The organism is Hydrogenivirga sp. 128-5-R1-1 (assembly GCF_000171895.1).
Genome location: NZ_ABHJ01000008.1, coordinates 19,656 through 41,185, shown reverse-complemented (window position 1 = coordinate 41,185; position 21,530 = coordinate 19,656). Strand labels below are relative to the sequence as shown.

The window sequence follows — 21,530 nt, the reverse complement described above, 5'->3', positions numbered from 1 at the left end:
CCTTGACATTCTGAAGGAGGTAACCGATGGCTTTTGAACTCGCCCAGAGACTTAAAGTCCTACCCCCCTATCTCTTTGCAGAGCTGGACAGGAGAAAACAGGAGAAGCTGGAACAAGGAGTTGACGTTATAGACCTCGGAGTGGGAGACCCAGACCTGCCCACGCCCCAGCCTATAGTGGAAGCCCTCCAAAGGGCTGCAGAGAACCCCGATAACCACAAGTATCCCTCCTACGTGGGAATGAAGGCATACAGGGAGGCTGTCTCCCAGTGGTACAAGAGGAGGTTTGACATAGACCTCTGCCCCGACAACGAGGTGATAGCCCTCATAGGATCAAAGGAGGGTGTTGCCCACTTTCCGCTGGCTTTCGTCCAAGAGGGTGACGTGGTTATATGCCCTGATCCCGCCTACCCCGTTTATAAGATAGGAACCATATTCGCAGGCGGAGAACCTTACACCGTTCCCCTGAAAGCGGAAAATAACTTCCTGCCCGACATAGGTTCTATACCCCAAGACATAGTGGACAGGGCGAAGATAATCTGGGTGAACTACCCCAACAACCCCACCTCCGCAGATGCCACCGAGGACTTCTACAAAGACCTTATAAAGTGGGCGAAGAAGCATAACATAATAATCGCCTCCGACAACGCATACTCGGAGATATACCTCGGCGATAGAAAACCCATATCCATACTCCAGATGGACGGCGCAAAGGACGTGGCGATAGAGTTCCACTCCCTCTCCAAAACCTACAACATGACTGGTTGGAGAATAGGCATGGCGGTCGGTAACGAGGAATTGGTCAAGGGTCTCGGGAAGGTGAAGACCAACGTGGACTCGGGTCAGTTCAACGCCGTTCAGGAGGCTGGTATAACCGCACTCAACATGCCCGAAAGCGAGCTGGACAAACTCAGGGCGATATACAAGGAGAGAAGAGAGGTCATGACCTCCGCTTTAAGGAAGCTCGGTCTTGAGCCTTTAGAATCTGACGTGACCTTCTACATCTGGATAAAGGTTCCAGAAGGGTACAGCTCCGCGGACTTCGTGGGAAGGCTCATTGACGAGGCTGGTATAGTCTGCACACCCGGAAACGGCTTCGGAGATGCAGGAGAGGGCTACTTCAGGATATCCCTAACCGTGCCCACAGAAAGACTTGTTGAAGCCGCCAAGAGGATAGAAAATTTAAAGTTATGAAGGCGGAGGAGATAAGCCTCCTTGACATAAGCATCAGCGTACCTACGGTTCCCTACGACCTCGGCTTGAAAGAGCTGAAAGGTGTATTTGACGAGTTGGGTATATACAAGTACCTCACGGTACTAAAGGGAAACGTGCCTGTGGGCTTAGTTTACCGGGACAAGGTTGAGAGGTACTCAAGCGAGAAGCTCATAGCGGGTGATATCGCCACTACCTGCTGTAAGCTCAGGAACACCTCCATGAAGAAGGAGGGTCTCTCGGGGATATTTGACCTGCTTCCCATAGACAGAGAGCCCGTGATAATCACAGACAGAAAAGGAACATATCTGGGGGTGCTGACCTACGACACGCTGCTTCATTACGTAACACACCACAGGGAACACATGCTCCCCATGATGCAGAGAGTTCACTCCAGCATAGGTAAAAAGGAATACCTCTGCATATTCGGGTTGAAGAACCTGGACAACTTCAAGAAGGTCTTCGGGACGGAGAAGGTGGAGAGCGTTCAGAAGATATTTATTGAGGATGTAAAGGACTTCTTTGAGGGTGAGATAATGGGAGTCCCGGAGAAGGGAGAGCTCTGGATAATGTCCAGCCAGCTACCTGCCAAGGAGAGCATAAAGGAGCTCTTCAAGGAGTTTCACAGAGAGTACACGCTCCTGTTCGGTGAGTTTCAGCAGGTTCACATATACGGCTTCTGTCTTGATATGTCAATACTGGACTCGGAGGAAAAACTATACCGACTCAAGGACGAGCTCAGGAGCAGGACAGCCAAAATTGATGGCTCGGTCTTCATAGTTCACGGGCTCCAGCCCACCCTGATACTCCACGACCCCACGAAGCAAAAGCTGATCACCAACATAAAGAAACACATACTCTCGGACTTCAAGGACATAGTTGAACACGTCAGGAGTGCCCCTAAAGACACCTGGGAGTATGTTCTCTACGACTTATTTGAAAGGTACCCCTACTTTGAGCTCTTCTACATCATGAGTGAGAAGGGGCTCCAGATAACCAACAACATAGTGAACCCCAAGGTGGACTACTTTGTAGCCCAGGGTAAGAAGGGAAGCGACAGGTCTGAGAAGCCCTACTTCAAACAGGCTTTCAGGGAGGGCTCCTTTATATCGGACGTCTACCTTTCCAAGGCTACCGATGACTTCTGCATAACCGTCTCCGAGCGCTTCACCTACGAAGGAAAGACATACATACTCGCAGGAGACATCAACTTCCGTCAGATCCACAAGCTCGTCAAGAGCTTCAAGGAAACTACGGTATGACCAAAGCCAAACTCATAGGCAGTCTCAAGTACAAAAACCTCAGATACACCAAGAACCACCCCCTACGCATACCGAGGGTCTCCCTCCTGCTGGACTTCCTCGTAGCCATGGGTCTCATAGAGGAAGAGGAGAAGGTGGAGGGAAGACCGGCAATCATGGAAGAGCTACTCCTATTCCACGACAAGGAGTATATAGACACCCTCATAGAGGCGGATGAGTGCCAGTGCGTCCCCAAGGGAGCGAGGGAGAGGTTCGGCATAGGCAGTTACGAGAACCCCGTGTCTCCAGCCATGTTCAGAGGTTCTTCCCTCGCGACGGGTTCTTCCGTTCAGGCGGTAGAGCTGTTTTTAGAGGGAAATTCTGCCTTCAACCCCGCAGGTGGAATGCACCACGCCTTCAGAGACAGGGCGCACGGCTTTTGCTTTATCAACGATCCCGTCATAGCCATAGAGGTCTTGAGGCAGAAAGGCTTTAACAAAATCCTCTACATAGACCTTGACGCCCACCACTGCGACGGAGTCCAGACCGCCTACTACGACAGCGACGAGGTTTACGTCCTCTCCCTCCACCAATCTCCCGAGTACGCCTTCCCCTTTGAGAGAGGCTTCATAGAGGAAAGAGGTGAGGGCAAGGGCAAGGGTTACAACCTCAACCTACCGCTGCCCAAGGGCGTAAATGACTCGGAGTTCCTCTTTATATTGGAAAAGACCCTCTCACACCTCCTTGACGTGTTCACACCGCAGGTCTATGTAGTCCAGCTGGGCACAGACCCCCTCTTAGAAGACCCCCTATCCAAGTTTGAGCTCTCCAACGTAGGATTTCTGGAAGCTTTTAGGATCGTAAGGGACGCCCTCGGAAAGGGCGTGTATTTGGGAGGAGGAGGATACAACCCCATAGCCTTGGCGAGGTCTTGGGCGATGATATGGTGCGAAATATCGGGAAGAGACATACCCGAGAACATAACCCCACAGGGCAGGGAAGTCCTTGAAGCGGTGGACTGGGAAGAGTTTGACGACGAGATAGACAGGAGCTACATGTACGAGAAATTGATAGACGAGCCCAGAACCGGCGAGATAAGGGAGGAAATGAGAAGAATTGCCCTGAAGATGAAGGAACTCGTTTACTCCTGACAGGGCTCCATCTCCTTAAGTCGTATAGACCTGACCTCAACACCCAGATCAAGTAGACGGAAGGCGTAATCCCTCTCCTCAAGGGGGTATCGGTAGAACTCAAGCCTGCCTTCCCTCCTCCTGAAAGGCACCTCCCTGACAAGGCTGGCACATGAGTCCCCTACCCTTCCCAGCAGAACGTCGTTGTCCAAAGTAAAGGAGTAGGTGTAGCCCGCAAAGAGCCTACCGTCAAGGTAACGGACTGACTCCACGTCCTCTCCACCTATTGAGTAAGCCTTAACGACCTCAAACTCCCCATCTAAGACTAGGAGCAGCCCGTCCGAATGGGTTCTCCCGTAAGTGTCTCCCATCAAGAGCAGCCTGCCCCTGTCCTCTGAGAAAACCCTTCCGTAATCAAACTCGCCCCCATCGTACAGGCGGCAAAGACCGCTCCGCGGTGAAAATAAAAGCACATCGCTGTCTCCATTTGTCTCAGACCTACCCACCGCAAGGGGTTCTCCCCTGAAGAGCCCTACGTACCTCAGGTAGTCCTTGGAGCCGCTTCCGATAAGTTTTGAGGACAGGAGCCTGCCCCTCGGGGACAGCTCAAGGACAAAAGCGTCCCAGTTTCCACGGTAGTTGCTCCTACCCACAACGTAGTACTTTCCTCTCCACTCAACCACGCCGTAGGCGTACTCTTCAAACTCAGTTCCGAGCCGACGAACCCATACAGGCAGGAGTCCGTCGTTAAGCTTGACCACGAGTATGTCCCAGTCCTCATCCTGAACACCTCCCACGAGGAGGTACCCGCCCTCAACCCTCCTGAGAAACCAGAGCATATCGTTCCCCTCACCCCCCATGGACACGGTCTCCTCCACGCCCTCCCTACCGAAGGTAACTAATAGGAAGTCCATGTCTCCCTTCGCGAGCGTGGTCACGCCGGCAAGGCACAGGTTCCCAGTAGATTCAACGCTGTAGCTGTAGTCGTCACGGGCAGAGCCCACCGAGTAGGCTTTGCAGGTCCCGTCGCACACCCCCAGGAGGGCGTCATAACCATTTTCCTCGGAGCTACGCCTGCCCACGAAACAGAACCACCCGTGCATATCCTTTATCCCGAAGGCTCCCTCGTTCTCTTCGGTGGATAGGTCTAAGAGCTCAGAGAAGCTCAGGGACACCAGCACAAGCAGGAGGAGCACCATGAGACCCTATGATAACAGCATAGAAATTCCCCAATAAAGCCTTAGAATAGAAGACTATGGAAATTGAACTTGTGTCCAGAGGCAAACACACTCTCCACGGACTGAACTTCTACCTTTCCTACTTTGACGACATCGCCAAGGTGCTCCCGAGAGAGGACTACTGCTTCATAGTGGGGGGCTGGGTAAGAGACAGGATACTGGGCGAACCCGTGGGGCACAACATAGACGTGGACTTCCTCGTGACCTGTGACCCTGTGAAGATAGCCCAGGACTTCGCCGAAAGGACAGGTGGACACTTCTTCGTGTTTGAAAAGAAAGGGCTGCTCATAAAGAGACCTGTGGTGGCTTCCGTGGTTATACACCTTCCCCCTTACAGGTACAGGTTTGACTTCTCCCAGGTGAAGGGTAAAGACCTTGAGAAAGCCCTCGTTGAAGACCTGAAGGAGAGAGACTTCACCGCCAACGCCATAGCGGTAAACCTGGACGATGTGCTGAGCATAGGTGCAAAGCAGACGGTCGTATTTGACCCGACCGGCGGAATTAAGGACATGGAGCAGGGTCTTCTCAGGCCTATATCCGAGGAAAACCTCAGGAGAGACCCTGTGAGGATACTAAGGGGCTTCAGGCTTTCTGTGGAGAAGGAGCTAAAGCTTACGGAGGACTTTTACAGGTTCGTGGAGGTAAACAGAAGACTCGTAACCAAGGCTCCCGCCGAGAGGATAACCCACGAGCTCTTCAAGGTGATGAAGCACCCCAGAGCCTCAAAGGTCGTGAGAAAGTTGTATGAGGTGGGGCTGCTTGAAGAGGTCTTCCCGGAGTTCGCAAAGCTCAGGAACATCAAAGACCAGGGGGAGCACCACATCTACCCCCTTGACGAGCACACCCTGAAGATACTTGAAGAGGTTGAGAAAGTTATAGAGGAGAGGACAAAGTACCTGAGCGTTGAGCTGCTCGGAGACTTCGGGTGCAGGAGGTTTCTGGGAGAGTTTACCGACGTTGAGCTCCTAAAGTGGGGAGCCCTGCTCCACGACATAGGCAAGCCCGACACTTACGCCATTAAGGACGGAAAGGTAACCTTCTACAACCACGACAAGGTAGGAGAGGAAATAGTTAAGAGGATCGGGAAGAGGCTCAAGTGGGGAGAGCCGGCCACAAGGTTCATAGGCAAGCTCGTAAGGTACCACCTCAGACCCTTTTACCTCAGGGAATCCTTCCTCAGAGGGGAGTTAAAGAGAAAGGGAATGGCTAACTTCTGGAAGGAGTGTGGAGACATAGCACCCCATCTATTCCTCCTCTCCATAGCGGACGCCTTTGCCAGCGGCGACACGGAGGAGGAGGTCAAAGCTCTCCTTGAAACGATAAGTGAGCTTGAGAGCTTCAAGAGGAACGAGCTCACCGAAGAAAGGGTAAAGCCCCTGCTGAACGGACACGAGATAATGGCTATCCTCAACATAACGCAGGGGAAGATGGTCGGCGAGATAAAGAGGAGGTTAGAGGAAGCACAGATGGAGGGGAGTATGAGGACTCGGGAGGAGGCTGTTGAGTTCGTGAAGAAAGCCTACGAGGACATTCTTACAGCTGGAGGTGAACATGCCTGAGCTTACCCCCCTTGAAGATGCCCTCAGGATCGTTTTAGAGAGTGTGGAACCCCTGAGCACCGAGAGGGTCTTCCTTTACGACGCCCTCGGTTGCTTCCTCGCGGAGGATGTGCCTTCAGACACGGACAAGCCTCTATTTGATAACTCTGCGATGGACGGCTTCGCCGTGAGATACGAAGACGTAAAGAACGCCTCCGAGGAGAACCCGGCGGTTCTGGAGCTCGTGGGAGAGTACTCGGCGGGCACAGGTGAGGAGATCAAGGTTGATAAGGGAACAGCGGTGAAGATATTCACGGGAGCGCCCATACCCGAAGGGGCTGACACGGTCGTCCCGGTGGAATACACGGAAACCAAGGGAGGTAAAGTTTACATAAAGAGAGCTTTCAAGAAGGGCTCCAACGTCCGTCTGAGAGGAGAGGACGTCAGAGAGGGAGAGGTAGTTCTCTTCAGAGGACACGAGATAAGAGGCTACGAGGTCGGTATGCTCGCCTTCGTTAACAGGGCTGTGGTTGAGGTCTACCGCAGACCGAAGGTTGCCGTTCTGTCCACCGGTGACGAACTGCTGGAGGTCGGGGAGACCCAGAAGAGACCCTCCCAGATAAGGAGCTCAAACCACCACATGCTCTATTCCCTCATTGAGAGCTCCGGAGGCATACCCCACCAGCTCGGGATAGCACCCGACGACCCGGAAGAGCTCCTGAGGGTTCTGAAAACGTGTAAAGACTACGACATATTCATAACCACGGGCGGAGTATCCATGGGCGAAAAGGACTACGTCCAGTACCTTGTCCGTGAAATCGGTGTGAACGTGAAGTTTCACAAGCTCAGGATAAAACCGGCGAAGCCGGTTCTCTTTGGAACCTACGGGAAGAATAAGCTCTTCTTCGGACTGCCCGGAAACCCTGTATCCTGCGGCGTAGCCTTTGACCTGCTCGTTTACCCTGCTATAAGGACTATGCTGGGTGCGAGGGAAGTATTCAAGAGAAAGGTGACCGCCGTGCTCACGAGGGACTTCACGAGAAGGGACGCTAAGAGGAGGGAGTTTGCGAGGGCGAGGGTCTGGTTTGAAGAAGGGAGGTTCCTGTGCGAGCCGTTGGCAAAACAGCAGTCCCACATGCTCACCTCTTTTGTGGGGGCTAACGCCTACCTGGTTGTTTACGAAGGCGTTAACGAACTAAAGAAGGGTGAAGAGGTTGAGGTGGTGTTGTTTTAAGCTTTATAGCTATCTTATATAGCCCTTGAACCTCTGGAAGTTCATGAGCTTTTCTGCTATGTTTAGCTTCCTGTCCTCCGCTTTCTTTATGAGGAACTCTATTATCTTCAGAGCCTCCTCGTAATCCTCCTTGGTAAAGTCTTTCAGTTCAAGGTTAACGAGCTTCTCAAGGGACTCTATGAGCGCATCGTAGTTGCCCTCTTCAAGGTATACCTCGCATTTCAAAAGTATCTCTTTAAGGTTCTCATTCATTCGCCCTCGCCGAGACCTCCTCCTTTCCGTAGACGTTCCTTTCCGCCTCTTCCCAAGCTTCTCTCAGCTCCTCAAGGACTTCCTTTATCTTCTTAAGAAGCTCAACATCGTTTCTCATGTTTGCGCTCACAATCTCATTTATAAGAACATCGTAGATTTCGTCAAGGTTTTTGGCTATCTCCTTGCCCTTCTCCTGGTCAAGGGAAGCCTTCAAGACTATAAGTATGTCCATAGCCCGTGTCAGGTTTTCCGCTTTCCTCTTCACGTTCTCGGTCTCCTCCAGCCCTTCCTCTATGGCGTATATAGAATCCTCTATACAGGATATAGCCTTGTCGTACAGCATTATTACGAGCCTGAGGGGATTTGCGTTCTCAACCATGCTCTGCAGATAAACCTCTGCTGGATTCATTTCTTATCACCTCCGGTAATTTTGGAGAGGGACACCATGAACTGCTGGAACCTCTGCCTAAGCTCCTCAGCCTGAGCTATGAAAGCTTCAAGCTGGGCGTATTCCCTCCTGAGTAACTTCTCTTCCTGAACGAGCCTCTGGGCGAGGGACTGAATCCTGTTGTCTATGTCCTCAACCTGCTCGCTGTAAGTCTTCTCAAAGCTGCTGAAGAGGTCTTTCTGACCTTCAAGGTAAGCAGAATAGGAACCTTTGAGTTCCTCTATTATGGACTTAACCCCCTCCGGGTCTGTGTTGAGGAGTTCGTTCAGCTTGTCCGTATTCAGGGATATCTCTCCCGTATCACCATCGTACTCTATCAAGCCCTTGTCAATCAGAGGGCTTAGCCTTTCAGCTATGCCGGTCTTCACACTGCCTATGGTGTAATCTCCCCTGAAGAGAGCCTGTTCACCCGTTGTCAGTGAATCAACGAGCCTCACGAGTCCGTTGTACTTCTTAACGAAGTCATTCAAGAAAGAGGTAACCTTTGAGTAGTTTTCTGACACGGTCACGTTGGCACTTCCGGTATCCTTGACCTCTATCGTAAGACCGCTTATGACGTCCTCAAACTTGTTATCAGGACTCGTTACGGGCGAGCCCGTTCCTATAACTATCTCCGCATTCTGAGCCTTCTGAAGGGTGTCAAGTCCGCTACCAAGCTCGGAAGGAAGCCCAGAAACGCTTATGACGTAAACACCCGTTCCGGTATCAGTCTCAACGGTTGATGCCCCCACATCGTTTTCAGAGAGCATAAGCTTGTAGCTGGTTCCGTCGTAATATACACTTGCCTTTACCCGTTCCTGCGTGGAGTTTATAGCGTCCACCAGGTCTTCAAGGGTATCGCCCGCGTTGTAGTCTATGTTGAAGGTCTCCGTGCCGTTTCCCGTGTCGTAGGTTATTGTTAGCGTACCCGAAGAGGCAAAGGTGTTTGAAAGATCAGACACACCTCCATTACTGACACGTATCTCAGCCTGAGAAAGCTTGTTCACCGTAACGGAAAAGCTCAGGTTCGGTGCATCGTCCGTAGCGGCTGCCGTAAGGACGTCTGTGTTTGAGGAGGTAGCCTGCTTAGCCTTGAACAGGGCATCAACGTCAAGTCCCTCAAATATGGACAGGAAGTCACCTATGCCCTTGGATAGATTTCCAAGGGAGGACAGTTTAGCCTGGACGAGTGCCTTCTCCTGCTGTAATCTTTGAAGCGGGAGGGACCTCAGCTGCATTATCTGGTCAACTATCGCACCGCCATCAAAATTAGTCCCCGTAAGTCCCGAAAGAAAGAGCTCACCTGCCATAGCTAAACCCTCTCGCTCAGCAGAACACCGAGCATCTGGTCTATCCTTTTCATGAGCTCAAGGAGGTAGTCTGGGGGGATCTGGCGGATAAGTTTATTTGTGTCTCTTTCAAAAACCTTAACCACAGGTATCTCAAGCTGGTCGTCTATGTCTATCTTCAGGTACCTGTTCAGGTAGTCAAGCTTCCTCTGGATCTCCCTGAGAAGTTTCTGGAGTTCCTCCCTGTTCAGACCGCTCTCCTGGACACTCTCCTTAGCCCTCTTTTCTATGTCCTTCCTTATGCTTTCAACATTGTTCCTTTGAACGCTGACCTGCCTTGAGACCTGCCTTATAACCTCAAAGTCAACTTCCGAACCTTTGCCGTTCACCCTCATGGCAGGCTCTCCTTTTCAGGCGGAGGGAAGGACAAGCCCTCCCTCCTTAAAAGTTATTACCTGAGCAGCTGGAGGACAAGCTGAGGTAGCGTGTTCGCCTGTGCGAGCATTGCCACACCGGACTGCATCCTGATCTGCAGGGTTGTGAAGGTTGACATCTCCTTGGAGAAGTCCACATTCCTTATGACGTTTTCCGCCTCATTGGTGTTGTCCATAGCGACTTTTTGGGCATCGTATATGGTCTGGAGGTTGTTCATAACCGCTCCTATCTCAGACCTGACTATATCTACCCTCTGTATGGCTTTTTTCAAGATAAGGAGTGCCTCTTCTGCACTTGCGTTAGTCAGAACGCTTACCGCGTTGAGGTTTTTGGCGGTTGCGGTGGAAACATCAAAGTTGAAACCTTCGTTGGAAGCCGATACTCCACTTTGATTAACATTGTAACTCTCCACCCCGGCAATATCAATCTCACCTACGTCTATGTAGAAGTAATTGTTTGTGTTGGTGCTTACAGTTATATCCGAGGCACCCTCAAGTATTTGGCTGAGATTAACCGTAGCACCTTGTGATAGGTCTGTTCCGGATACCGCTACATCTACAGCAATGGTCTCTCCGCCACCGGTTTCCAGTACGAGTTTGCCATCAACAGCCTTAGCCTTTATATCTACGCCTGCAGCTGAAGCTTGGGTATTTATCGCCTCCACAAGCTGGTTCAAACTGGTAATATTGCTGTCTATCGTGACCTGGAAGTCGGACGAGCCGGTAATATCTTTGTTTCCAATGTAGAAGTCAAGGGTTACCTGACTAACAGTAGCCGTAGAGCCTGTAGTAGACCAGAAGTTTGCAAACCCGGTAAAGCTGTTAGACGCACTGTTGGTATTTTTCGCTTGAGCTTCTATTCCGAGTGCCTGCAAGTCCTTGTTGGTGTTTATGGCATCCGCCAAACTCTTGGCGTCCACAAAACGCCTTGTCCCATCATAACTAAGCACACGGATACCAGCAACGTCAACGTAATCCCCGCTATCAACCACCCAGTTGGTTGCGGATGTGAAGTTCGCACTGAATGTACCGACAGAAACAGCACCACTCGTATAGATAGCACCCTGACCTTTAACTATGTAAGCACCCAGATCCTTGGGCAGAACGCTGTCTATGTTTACAGATATAACCTGATCTTTCCTCGCTCCATAGTGTATGTATTTGTTGGTGAATGTTCCATCCAGTAATTTTATCCCGTTGTATTCCGTATCCCTTCCTATCTTTTCTATAGCGTCTATCAGGTTGTTGATCTCCCTCTGGAGTGCTGCCCTTGCGTTGGGGTCGTTGATGTCGTTTGCCGCATTCTCTGCCTTAACGTAGATCTCTTTTAGCTTGTTGTAAATCTGACCTGCGGAATTCTCAGCTATCTGGAGCGCAGATATTCCCGTCTGGATGTTCCTGTTACCCTGCTCAAGACCGGCGGAGACAACGGCAAGCTGATCGGCTATGAACAAACCTGCAGAATCGTCCGCAGCGTTCAGAATTCTGAGACCCGTTGAGAGCCTCAGCAACGACTTGTTCATAAGCCTGTTGTTGGTCTGCAGAGCGGTTTGCGTAACCGCCGCAGAGTAGTTGAAGTTAATTCTCAGAGCCATGGCTGACACCTCCTATCTAGATTTCTGTCAGGTTCTATTATCGGGACATAGAAGGATTTTTTTAGCTTAGTACACAAGCTTATCTATGAGGTCTTTTGCATCTCTCAAAAAACCTCTAAGTGCTCTGAGAGATTCACGAATGTATTTAGCCCTTGCATCTATGTCTCGTATAGAGTACGCATTGGAAAGTATAAAGGCGCTGAACACCTTTATAGATGGAGACAAAAGATTGAGCAGGATATACTCACCCTTGGTTTTACCCTTTGATAGCCCTATGTGTATGATATACATGAACATATCTGAGAATAAAGACAGTATATACTCTATATCTGTTTTATTTGCCTTATCTATATCTTTGAATTTTTCGTAGTACTTGCCAAAATCTTCTTTAAGAGCTCTTATCTCTGACGCTATATCAATATCTTTATAGACGTCTGTGGAGAAGAAATTACTTTTTGCAACCTCTATGATCTCACCTTTATCAATGCATACTTCTTCCAAACGAATGCCTTCAGAACGTAAAGGCTCTGCTCCCTCTATCTTTATGCCGTCTGATGTATTAAACACCCGGACTTTATTAAAAATTTTAATTACATTTTCTATTGCTTTCTTAGTATTAAAAAACACATCGTTTGTATAAACTTCTCCACCAAAATTCCCCTCATAAGTCATTCCAAATTTTATCTCTTTGTCTCTACCCTTAAGGAAGCTGTTATCAGCGTTATAGTTACTGAGCTTAGAGTGAACTAGGTCTAATTTTTTCGTGCCAAGATCAACCCCAAATAGATATATGTTCTTGAAACCCATATTGGCAAATAGAGACACACCTGCAGCTGTCACCGTCGGATTGGAAAAGTATATTCTCGGTAAAGACTCAGGTAACAGAGCAGAACCTGCATCGTTAGGTTTAAGGAAGATATATTTCTCCTTAAACAAGGAGAATACTCCGGGATAAAGCGTATTCATACCTATAAAAGCTATACCTTTAAGAAACTTTTGATCTATTTCTTTGAGCGTCTTATAAGTAGATTTAGTTCTCTCTATCTCCACCTGGAAATCTGGTTTTATACCAGCTTTATGTAGTGCAGATAGTGCGGTTCCACAAGACACTATCAGAGCCTTATCCTGGAATCTTCTTATTATTTCTATACTCCCATCCAGAGATGGTCCAGAACCTATAACAAATACTGGAATATCAAATTCTGAATTTGAACCTATAAATACAGGAATCCTTTTTTTTATGTTTTTTATAGTATGCTGTATGGAGATGTACTCATCGTCAAAAAACCCCCATAGTATCCAGCTATTAGGCAGCTCTCCAGCTAATTTATACTTCAAGTTATCAAAGAACTCAGAAGAAAAATGCTTGAAGAAAAATATATATGATATAAAAGATGGACTTATTCTATTAAAAAGATGGACAATATCTTCAGTTATTTTTTTAACATCATCACCTAAAATTACGTGAAAGCTTCTGCCTGGTCTACTAAAATAATTAAACACACCCTGCCAATCCAGTGTATATAGGCTTAACTTTAAAAGATCGGGGTTGGGTTCAGCTACGATCATGTGCTGTATGTTATACTTTTTCATCAGCTTTTCTATATGAAAACCAAAACCCACACCTAACACTATCAGAACTGGTATGTTCTTACCGTCAAAATCAAAGCTCAAATTCATACTTCTGTTGAATTTCTTTGCAATATCTATAAGTTCTTCACTACACCGTTTATGAACGTGTCCAACCTTCGGAACTGTCATTACCTGCTGAGAAATCAACCTATCTGGGTTCTCAGAAAAAAGTTCCACCTGTTTTTCCGCTACGTAAACGGGATCTTCAGGATATAAAAGAGAGCCGTTAACGATCGCGTTTATAGAACCATCATCCCCAACCGTGACCTTCCACTCTATTCCGCCATCCTGATTCACCTTTCTGAATATAGAAGGTGCATTTCTCTGAAGGAAAAAATGGTTTCTTATATATCTCTCCTTGAGCTCCTTTTCTATAGCTTCAGCTTTAGTGCTCATAATACAAAAATATAATTTATATTTCTTTAAGATGCTTAAGGACAGAAGCATACTCATAACCGGAGGTACAGGTTCTTTTGGTAAAAGATTTATTAGAGAACTCCTCAGAGAATTCCCTCAGATCAAGAAGATCATAATCTTCAGCAGGGATGAATTTAAACAGTTCCAGATGCAGAAGGAGTTTCCTCCGGAAAGGTATCCTCAGATGAGGTTCTTCCTCGGAGATATTAGAGATAAGGATAGACTTTACAGAGCTTTTGAGGGGGTGGATTACGTAGTCCATACCGCTGCGCTAAAGCAGGTTCCCATACTTGAGTACAATCCCATAGAAGCGGTCAAGACCAACATCTTGGGTGTGCAGAACATAATAGAAGCGGCGATAGACAAGGGTGTCAAGAAGGTCGTTGCCCTTTCAACTGACAAAGCTGTGAACCCTGTAAACCTCTACGGGGCAACCAAGCTGGCTATGGAGAAACTCCTCGTATCCGCGAACGCCTATGCAGGTGCTAAGGATACATGCTTTTCTGTGGTCAGGTACGGCAACGTTGTGGGAAGTAGGGGTAGCGTGATTCCCTTCTTTAAAAAGCTGGTAGAGGAGGGCAATAAGGAACTTCCTATAACAGACAAGAGGATGACGAGATTTTGGATAACCTTTGATGAGGCTATAGATCTCGTTCTATTTGCTCTGTCTGAAAGCGTAGGTGGGGAGGTCTTTGTTCCTTACATACCGAGCATGAGGATAGTTGACCTTGCGAGGGCTGTATGTCCCGATTGTGAATTGAGAGAGATAGGTATAAGACCCGGGGAGAAGCTACACGAGACCCTCGTGTCCGAGGACGAGGCAAGACATACGGTTAAGGTAAAAGCTAACGGGAAAACTTACTTCGTGATTCTTCCGGAAATGTGGTTTGAGACCAAGCCCTTGGAGAAGTGGGGCGGGGGAGAGAAGTTACCCGAAGGGTTCATTTTCAGAAGCGATAAGAACGACTGGTGGCTGAGCGTGGAAGATCTAAGGTCTATGATAGATAGGCTTGATATAGAGCTGGCATGATACCTTACGGAAGGCAGTTCATAGACGAAGAGGACATAGAGGCTGTCGTTGAGGTTCTGAAATCTGACTTCATAACACAGGGTCCCAAAGTAAAAGAGTTTGAGGATAAGCTTGCCCGATACTGTGGTGCCAAGTACTGCGTGGTGTTCAACTCCGGCACCTCCGCTCTGCTGGGGGCATACTACGCCTGTGGTATATCCGAAGGAGATGAGGTTATAACAAGTCCCATAACCTTCGTGGCGACCACCAACATGATCCTCGTTCTGAGGGCAAAGCCCGTATTCGTAGATGTGGAGCCAGATACAGGGAACATAAATTCGGAACTGATTGAAGGTGCAATTACCGACAAGACCAAGGCGATAGTTCCCGTACACTACGCGGGACACCCGGTTGACATGGAAAAGATAAGAAGCGTAGCGGACAGGTATGGTTTGAGAGTTATAGAGGATGCCTGCCATGCCCTCGGGGCTGAGTACAAGGGTTCAAAGGTAGGCAGTTGTGAGCATTCGGACGCAGCAGTTTTTAGCTTCCATCCGGTGAAGCACATAACTACCGGGGAAGGAGGTGCTGTTCTGACAAATGATGAGGATATATATCAAAAACTCTTGCTCATAAGAAACCACGGCATAAACAGAGAAAAGTTCATGTATGAGCCCGATGGGGATTGGTATTACGAAGTCCAAGCTCTGGGTTTTAACTTCAGGCTAACGGACATACAGGCAAGTTTGGGTATATCCCAACTTAAGAAATTGGACAGGTTTGTAAGGAGGAGGAGGGAGATAGCTAACTATTATGCAAACGAACTTGGAGAAAATCCCTTCTTTGATCTGCCTGTGGAAAAGCCCTACACTTTGCATTCTTACCACCTGTATCCGGTTAGGTTGAAAGACATCTATGCGGATATAAAGCGAGAGATAGTAAAGAAATTACGCGAAGAAGGCATAGGCGTTCAAGTTCACTATATACCTGTTTACAGACATCCTCTTTATAGAGAGCTGGGCTACCACAATCTCTTACTTCCTAATGCTGAAAACTTCTACAAAAGGGTCTTTACTTTGCCGATATATCCTTCTATGAAGGAAGAAGAGCTTAAACTCGTGGTGGGAGCCTGCAAGGATGCTGAGGTTTTTGGAGTATGAAAACAACCCCATTCTTGTTCCAGAATACCCTTGGGAGGGAAAAAGCGTTTATCTTTACGGTTCGGTTATAAATCTTGGAGATAAACTTAGGATGTATTATCAGAGCTACGTGGATGGAATAGGTTTTTTTGTATGCTTGGCAGAGTCAGAAGACGGAATAAATTGGGAAAAGCCACTATTCAGGTCTCTTAAAGAGTCCATTCCCAAGCTCTACCCCACCGTTGAGGTGAATGGAAAGGTTCAAGATTTTTACAGAAAAACCAAAAATCTTGAGTGCATGTCTAACGCGGTTTCAGACTATCATATACCTTCTGTGCTTTATAGCTCCAAAGATGAATACCCTTACAAGCTCTTTGGATACTCTTCCAAAGGTTATTGTGTTGCATTTTCAAAGGATGGGCTTCACTTTGAAGAGTACAGGGGAAATCCTGTAATATCTATAAAGAAATATCCTAACAGAAAAACCAAAAAGGTGTGGTTTAGCGACGTTGCACCTGTATTTTACGACACTAAAAAGAAGATCTACAGGGCTATGGTAAAGACCTACAAGATAGATTCAGAGGGCAGGACAAGGAGATGCGTTGGTATGTCAACCAGCAGAGACTTCGTAAACTGGACGAGACCTAAAACCATATGGGTGCCCTCAAAGGCAGAAGATAAACTTGCTCAGCAAAAGGGTTTCAAATGGGCAGATTTTTATAGTTTATGTCCTTTTAACTGGAAAGAATACTACCTTGGTTTTCTACGTGTTTTCTTTATAGAACGCGAAATTCCTAATGGAACGCACTACGGTAAGATAGAGGTCTATCTGGCATACAGCAAAGATTGTATCCACTGGGAAAGGATATCGGATAAACCGCTAATATCCGTGGAGGGGTGGAAGTCTGGAACCACGTCTACAGCAAACCAACCCGTGAGGGTAAATGGCAGGTTGGCCCTTTACTTCAGCGGTGCTAATTTCCCACATGGATTTGACGAAGAAAACACTATAGACGGAAAATATAGAATAGCTATCGGTTTGGGATGGCTGGAGGAGAACTGACTATGTACGGTGAGGATGATATCGCTCATGCATTAGAGAGTATCGTAAAAGATAGTTATGACGTCATTTTTATATCTGGCAACTTGGGGAACCTGGGATCCCATAAGTTTAAATCCAAAAACGCTCTCATGGAAACCTTGCTGAAGTATATACTTCTCTTCAGCGGCAAAGAAACTACCCTGATAACTTCTACATTCACATTACATCTGGCTAATACAGACGTACCTTTTGATCCAGACAGGACTCCTTCCATGCACGGTGTAATAGCCAACTATTTTTTAAGTCAGAAAGATCGTGTTAGAAGCTTTCATCCGTTTACCTCATTTACAGCCATTGGACCGCAAGCTAAACATATATGTACAAACAACACAAGATTCTCATACGGGATAGACAGCCCTTACGACAGGATGCTCAAGTTTGAAAAAGCACTCACCATAAGTATCGGACTACCCCCAAATTTAACCTGTAGTATTATCCATCATGTGGAATTCATCATGCATGTGCCCTACAGATTTATCAAGGAATTCTATCATCCCGTCATAAGAAATGGAAAGCTATGCCATGAAAACTTCTATATGCATGTAATATACAGATCTATATACGACGAGATTGATAAGAAAAGGGACAAAAACAGAAAATTTTTTAATCACTTTAAAAAAAACGGAGGGCAAATACTTGAAGCTAAGCTTGGACAAGGCAAGCTTTACGCATACGATACTAAGCTCTTTTTTGAAAGTGCCATTGACCTATTGAAGAAGGACATTTACAGCTGGCTTTCTGAAGAACCAGCTAACAAACCTTATAGGTTTTTATAGATTATGAAGGGGTTATTGTTAGACATTTGTTTCAAGGGTGATAGGGATTATGTACACAGCACAGATCTGTTCAATGAATTACTGAAAGTACTAAAGCTCCGAAAGAGAGAAGATGTTACGTATATTGAGCTTAATTTTTATAGACTTGCAGACAAGAAACTTTATGCTACTCATACAGAAGAAGAGGACAACAAACCGGTCGCTCTATTGATATACAAAATAGGTCATGCTGAGCCAAGGAAAGTATGGTGTTACGAATTAAGCGAGAAAGTTGATTGCAGAAAACCTTACGATGAATCAGCTATAATAAACGCATCAGAGATAAAACCAGGGAAAACCATTCTTTTAGAAAAGCCGAGTGGTTATACAAAAATAGAGGAGATAGTGAGTCTCAACAAACACCTGTTGAGTTCTATTTTTCGTAATCGCAAGTGGTTATTTGTAAAGTTACAGTTGTATAGCAAACTTACAGAAGATGCATATCCTTTAGAGCTAAGTGTAGCAAGCAACATAGGAACTTCAATAATTAAGACAGAGATACATTTGGGTGGTAAATTCTTGGGTTATATATACTTTAGCGGGAAGGAGCTGTCATGATCGGAATAAAGGACATAGGCGTATACATACCTACACATAGGATCTCAAACTATGATTTGAAGGAAAAATTTTCCATAGGGGACGATTTTATTGAAAAATTGGGTGTATATATTAGGGCAATAAAGGATAGGTCCATGAAAACATCGGACATGTGTGTTGAAGCTTATAAGCATTTAAGGGTTAGAGCCAAAATAAGGGGAGATAAAATAAAGTGCTGCTCAGTGGTTACACAGAACCCTGACACTCGCTTACCCCATGTATCAGCTATAGTTCATGGAAAGCTCAACTTATCTGAGGATTGTGCTTGCTTTGATATATCCTTGGGATGTAGTGGGTATGTGTACGGGCTTGCTGTGTTGCTATCCTTTATGAAGAATTACTCTATATCTGATGGTTTACTTTTTACCGCAGATCCTTACTCTGAGATCATAGACGAGGACGACAAGAACACAGTTCTACTGTTTGGAGATGCGGCGACTGTAACCTATATATCCCCAGACCCCGTCTTTATACTCAAGGACGCAGTATTTTCCACAGATGGGAAAGAATACGATGCGATCATGGTTGATGAAGATAAGCTCAAAATGAACGGTCGTAAGGTATTTAATTTTGTATCGTTGAAGGTTCCCGGTCAGATATATAAACTGCTGGAGAGAAACGATCTCTCCATAAACTCAATAGATGCGTACGTGTTACACCCAGGAAGCAAGTATATGTTAGATTTCCTAATAAGCAGGTTAAAGATCCCACGAGAGAAAGTACTTTTTGATATGTGGGACTACGGCAACACAGTCTCCTCTTCTATACCTATAATGCTTAGCAAAATTATAGATAAGGAGGATATAAAGACTGTGCTTATATCTGGATACGGTGTAGGGTTATCCTGGGCATCTGCCATACTTGAAAGGAGGTAGATAGAATGGTAAAAGTTGAGGACATCATAGCACTTATAGGTGAGATAGAAAGCTTAAAGGACAAAGTTAAAAGCTTAGATCCTTCAGCCTCTGTGTATGAACAGGGTATAGACTCCCTAGATATGCTCTCTGTCTTCTTAGCAATTCAGGAAAAATACGGCATAGACATACCCGATGAAGACATACCCAATCTAACATCTATAAAGGACATTGTGGAATACATCAATGATAGAAAAGGGTAATGAAAAACGCTAAACCGAAAGTGGGACAGGACATGTTTAATTTACTCAAGCTCCTATTTCCCATACCGAGATCTATCACCGGTGATGGTGTAAGAAGAACGCTAGGGATCATAAAGGACTATATACCTGAGCTGGAGATAAAAGGTATCAAAAGCGGTGAGAGATGCTTTGACTGGGAAGTTCCAAAGGAGTGGGTCTGTGAAGAAGCATACATTCAGGAAGTAGATACAGGAAAGGTTATCTTAGACTTTAAAAAGAACAACCTACATGTAGTTGGATATTCTATACCTGTTGATAAGGTTCTTAATTTTGACGAACTAAAGGAGCATATCTTCTACAGAGAAGACCTGCCTGATGCAGTACCATACGTTACCTCCTACTACTCTTCCTTCTGGGGATTCTGCATGTCCTACAATCAGTTCAATAAACTAAACCATAATTCCAAATACAGAGTTGTCATAAAAAGTCGCTTTGTAGATGGAGAGTTAAACTACGGCGAGGTAGTACTGAAGGGAAAGGAAGATAGAGAGGTTTTCTTCTCTACGTATATATGTCACCCTTCACTTGCTAACGACAACCTCTCTGGACCAGTGCTATGCACCTTTTTGGCTAAGTATCTCAAGAATAAAGATAGACGTTACACTTACAGGTTTGTCTTTATTCCCGAAACCATAGGTGCTATTTGTTATTTGAAAAGAAACTTAGAGCACCTAAAGGAGAAGGTTATAGCAGGGTTCGTTGTAACTTGTGTGGGAGATGAAGGGGAGTTTTCTTACATCCCCAGTAGGTATGGAAACACTTTAGCAGACAAAGTAGCGCTTACTGTTCTGGAGAACTGTGCCAAAAGCTTTAAAAGATATTCTTATATTGACAGAGGTTCAGACGAAAGGCAGTATTGTTGGCCCGGGGTTGATCTACCCGTTTGCTCTGTTACAAAGACAAAGTATGGAGAGTTCAAAGAGTATCACACCTCACTTGATAATCTTGAATTTGTTACCCCAAAAGGGCTTGAAGAAAGTTTAGATCTATACATAAAGATCGTTGAATCCCTTGAGAACAATTACGTATATAAAACTACCATTCTATGTGAGCCTTTCATGCGAAAGAGGAATCTTTACCCTGGAGTAAGCTACTGGAGTGCTAAGTATGACTACCCACAACTTCTATTAAACATATTAGTTTACTCAGATGGCACAAATGATCTTTTAGATCTTGCAAACATACTCAAAATCTGTCCTACAGAGCTTATTGACCCTATAAATTTACTGCTTAGAGAAGGGCTTTTAGAAATACTATGAAAAAGCTTGCTCTCGGCACAGCTCAGTTTGGGCTTGATTACGGAATAGCCAATGAGAGAGGTAAAATTCCAAAAGAAGAAGTTTTTAAGATCCTTGACCTAGCACTTGATAAAGGTATAGATACCTTAGATACCGCAAGAGCCTACGGTGAAGCAGAGAAAATTCTCGGGGAGTATCCCAAAATAAAACGTTTTAAGGTGATAACTAAATTTTCGGAGAATGCAGAAGAGGAACTAAATGAAAGCCTGCAGAGCTTGAAGTTAAGAAAGGTCTATGGACTTTTAGCCCACAGAGCAGAAGTTTTTATAAAAGATCCAAGCCTGTGGGACGAAGTTCTTAAGCTAAAGATGGAGGGACTTGTAGATAAAGTGGGGTTTTCAATTTACTTTCCCTGGGAATTGGAAAGGCTTTTGGAGCTAAACTTTGATATAGTTCAAGTTCCTTACAACGTGCTTGACAGGCGATTTGAACCCTTATTACCAAAGCTTAAGAATAGGGGTATTGAGGTGCATGTTAGATCTGCATTTCTGCAAGGGCTACTATTAATTGATCTAACAGAGTTAAATCCGTTCTTTGATGACATCAAACCTATTTTGCTGGAATTGAGAAAGTTATCACAGAACAAAGGTGTGGAACTAAAAGACCTATTGCTCTGCTATGTTCTAAAAAATCCCCATGTAGATAAAGTGGTTGTGGGCGTGGACAGCATTAAACAACTTGAACTGAACTTGGCAGTTGAGTGCTCAAAAGATATTGAAGTTCCCCGATATGATATAGACGAAAAGTTTTTAGTCCCATTTATGTGGAAGGTCTAA

The 21,530-nt window shown here is 46.1% G+C and carries 21 protein-coding genes; 14 read left to right on the top strand and 7 right to left on the bottom strand.

Annotated elements, in window-relative coordinates; translation table 11 throughout:
- Positions 1-26: 26 nt before the first annotated feature.
- Genes HG1285_RS08890 through HG1285_RS08900 form a run of 3 tightly spaced genes read left to right on the top strand, consistent with a single transcriptional unit; the run spans position 27 to position 3,603 of the window.
- Complete coding sequence (locus HG1285_RS08890) at positions 27-1,193, top strand: LL-diaminopimelate aminotransferase (RefSeq protein WP_008287576.1); 1,167 nt, start codon at positions 27-29, stop codon at positions 1,191-1,193.
- Entirely contained in the window at positions 1,190-2,473 is a 1,284-nt protein-coding gene (locus tag HG1285_RS08895; RefSeq protein WP_008287575.1) for a PDC sensor domain-containing protein, read from the top strand. Before HG1285_RS08890 ends, HG1285_RS08895 begins: the two co-directional genes overlap by 4 nt.
- A complete protein-coding gene (locus tag HG1285_RS08900; RefSeq protein ID WP_008287574.1) occupies positions 2,470-3,603 on the top strand; it encodes an acetoin utilization protein AcuC in 1,134 nt (377 codons plus the stop codon). The genes HG1285_RS08895 and HG1285_RS08900 overlap by 4 nt, the downstream gene beginning before the upstream one ends.
- Here HG1285_RS08900 and HG1285_RS08905 read toward each other — a convergent pair.
- The gene (locus tag HG1285_RS08905) at positions 3,594-4,781 is read right to left on the bottom strand and encodes a hypothetical protein (protein ID WP_008287573.1); all 1,188 of its coding nucleotides are present in this window, start codon (positions 4,779-4,781) and stop codon (positions 3,594-3,596) included. The two genes, HG1285_RS08900 and HG1285_RS08905, sit on opposite strands and share 10 nt — an antisense overlap.
- Before the next feature lie 56 nt (positions 4,782-4,837).
- On the opposite strand from HG1285_RS08905, the gene HG1285_RS08910 reads away from it, so the two are divergent.
- Both HG1285_RS08910 and glp read left to right on the top strand, forming a co-directional pair.
- Positions 4,838-6,379, top strand: a complete 1,542-nt coding sequence (locus HG1285_RS08910) for an HDIG domain-containing metalloprotein (protein WP_008287572.1) — start codon at positions 4,838-4,840, stop codon at positions 6,377-6,379.
- Positions 6,372-7,592: a gephyrin-like molybdotransferase Glp gene (gene glp / locus HG1285_RS08915; RefSeq protein WP_008287571.1), complete on the top strand. Its 1,221-nt coding sequence runs from the start codon at positions 6,372-6,374 to the stop codon at positions 7,590-7,592. Before HG1285_RS08910 ends, glp begins: the two co-directional genes overlap by 8 nt.
- A gap of 9 nt (positions 7,593-7,601) precedes the next feature.
- On the opposite strand, the gene HG1285_RS08920 is transcribed toward glp, so the two are convergent.
- The 6 genes from HG1285_RS08920 to HG1285_RS08945 form a co-directional block, all read right to left on the bottom strand.
- Positions 7,602-7,844, bottom strand: coding sequence for a hypothetical protein (locus HG1285_RS08920; RefSeq protein WP_008287570.1), 243 nt, complete (start codon positions 7,842-7,844; stop codon positions 7,602-7,604).
- Positions 7,837-8,253, bottom strand: coding sequence for a flagellar export chaperone FliS (gene fliS / locus HG1285_RS08925; RefSeq protein WP_008287569.1), 417 nt, complete (start codon positions 8,251-8,253; stop codon positions 7,837-7,839). The genes HG1285_RS08920 and fliS overlap by 8 nt, the downstream gene beginning before the upstream one ends.
- Complete coding sequence (fliD, locus tag HG1285_RS08930) at positions 8,250-9,581, bottom strand: flagellar filament capping protein FliD (RefSeq protein WP_008287568.1); 1,332 nt, start codon at positions 9,579-9,581, stop codon at positions 8,250-8,252. Before fliD ends, fliS begins: the two co-directional genes overlap by 4 nt.
- Before the next feature lie 2 nt (positions 9,582-9,583).
- The gene (locus tag HG1285_RS08935) at positions 9,584-9,955 is read right to left on the bottom strand and encodes a flagellar protein FlaG (RefSeq protein ID WP_008287567.1); all 372 of its coding nucleotides are present in this window, start codon (positions 9,953-9,955) and stop codon (positions 9,584-9,586) included.
- Positions 9,956-10,011: 56 nt separating this feature from the next.
- Complete coding sequence (locus tag HG1285_RS08940; protein WP_008287566.1) at positions 10,012-11,589, bottom strand: flagellin; 1,578 nt, start codon at positions 11,587-11,589, stop codon at positions 10,012-10,014.
- A gap of 66 nt (positions 11,590-11,655) precedes the next feature.
- Entirely contained in the window at positions 11,656-13,617 is a 1,962-nt protein-coding gene (locus HG1285_RS08945; RefSeq protein WP_008287565.1) for a 6-hydroxymethylpterin diphosphokinase MptE-like protein, read from the bottom strand.
- Positions 13,618-13,648: 31 nt separating this feature from the next.
- Here HG1285_RS08945 and pseB point away from each other — a divergent pair, with 31 nt between their 5' ends.
- From pseB to HG1285_RS08990, 9 genes are read left to right on the top strand one after another with little or no spacing between them, the layout of a single operon-like run.
- On the top strand, positions 13,649-14,668 hold the full coding sequence (pseB, locus tag HG1285_RS08950; protein WP_008287564.1) for a UDP-N-acetylglucosamine 4,6-dehydratase (inverting): 1,020 nt from the start codon (positions 13,649-13,651) through the stop codon (positions 14,666-14,668).
- Positions 14,665-15,807 carry a UDP-4-amino-4,6-dideoxy-N-acetyl-beta-L-altrosamine transaminase gene (gene pseC / locus HG1285_RS08955; RefSeq protein ID WP_008287563.1) on the top strand — a complete coding sequence of 381 codons (1,143 nt, stop codon included), beginning with the start codon at positions 14,665-14,667 and terminating at the stop codon, positions 15,805-15,807. Before pseB ends, pseC begins: the two co-directional genes overlap by 4 nt.
- On the top strand, positions 15,785-16,849 hold the full coding sequence (locus HG1285_RS08960; protein ID WP_008287562.1) for a hypothetical protein: 1,065 nt from the start codon (positions 15,785-15,787) through the stop codon (positions 16,847-16,849). Before pseC ends, HG1285_RS08960 begins: the two co-directional genes overlap by 23 nt.
- 2 nt (positions 16,850-16,851) lie before the next feature.
- A complete protein-coding gene (locus tag HG1285_RS08965; RefSeq protein WP_008287561.1) occupies positions 16,852-17,664 on the top strand; it encodes an AAC(3) family N-acetyltransferase in 813 nt (270 codons plus the stop codon).
- A 3-nt stretch (positions 17,665-17,667) separates the two neighbouring features.
- Entirely contained in the window at positions 17,668-18,261 is a 594-nt protein-coding gene (locus tag HG1285_RS08970) for a hypothetical protein (protein WP_008287560.1), read from the top strand.
- Positions 18,258-19,175, top strand: coding sequence for a ketoacyl-ACP synthase III (locus HG1285_RS08975; RefSeq protein ID WP_008287559.1), 918 nt, complete (start codon positions 18,258-18,260; stop codon positions 19,173-19,175). Before HG1285_RS08970 ends, HG1285_RS08975 begins: the two co-directional genes overlap by 4 nt.
- 5 nt (positions 19,176-19,180) lie before the next feature.
- A complete protein-coding gene (locus HG1285_RS08980; RefSeq protein ID WP_008287558.1) occupies positions 19,181-19,417 on the top strand; it encodes a phosphopantetheine-binding protein in 237 nt (78 codons plus the stop codon).
- Positions 19,417-20,715, top strand: a complete 1,299-nt coding sequence (locus tag HG1285_RS08985) for a DUF4910 domain-containing protein (RefSeq protein ID WP_008287557.1) — start codon at positions 19,417-19,419, stop codon at positions 20,713-20,715. The genes HG1285_RS08980 and HG1285_RS08985 overlap by 1 nt, the downstream gene beginning before the upstream one ends.
- Positions 20,712-21,530 (top strand): aldo/keto reductase, encoded by an 819-nt coding sequence (locus tag HG1285_RS08990; protein ID WP_008287556.1) that lies wholly within the window; start codon positions 20,712-20,714, stop codon positions 21,528-21,530. The genes HG1285_RS08985 and HG1285_RS08990 overlap by 4 nt, the downstream gene beginning before the upstream one ends.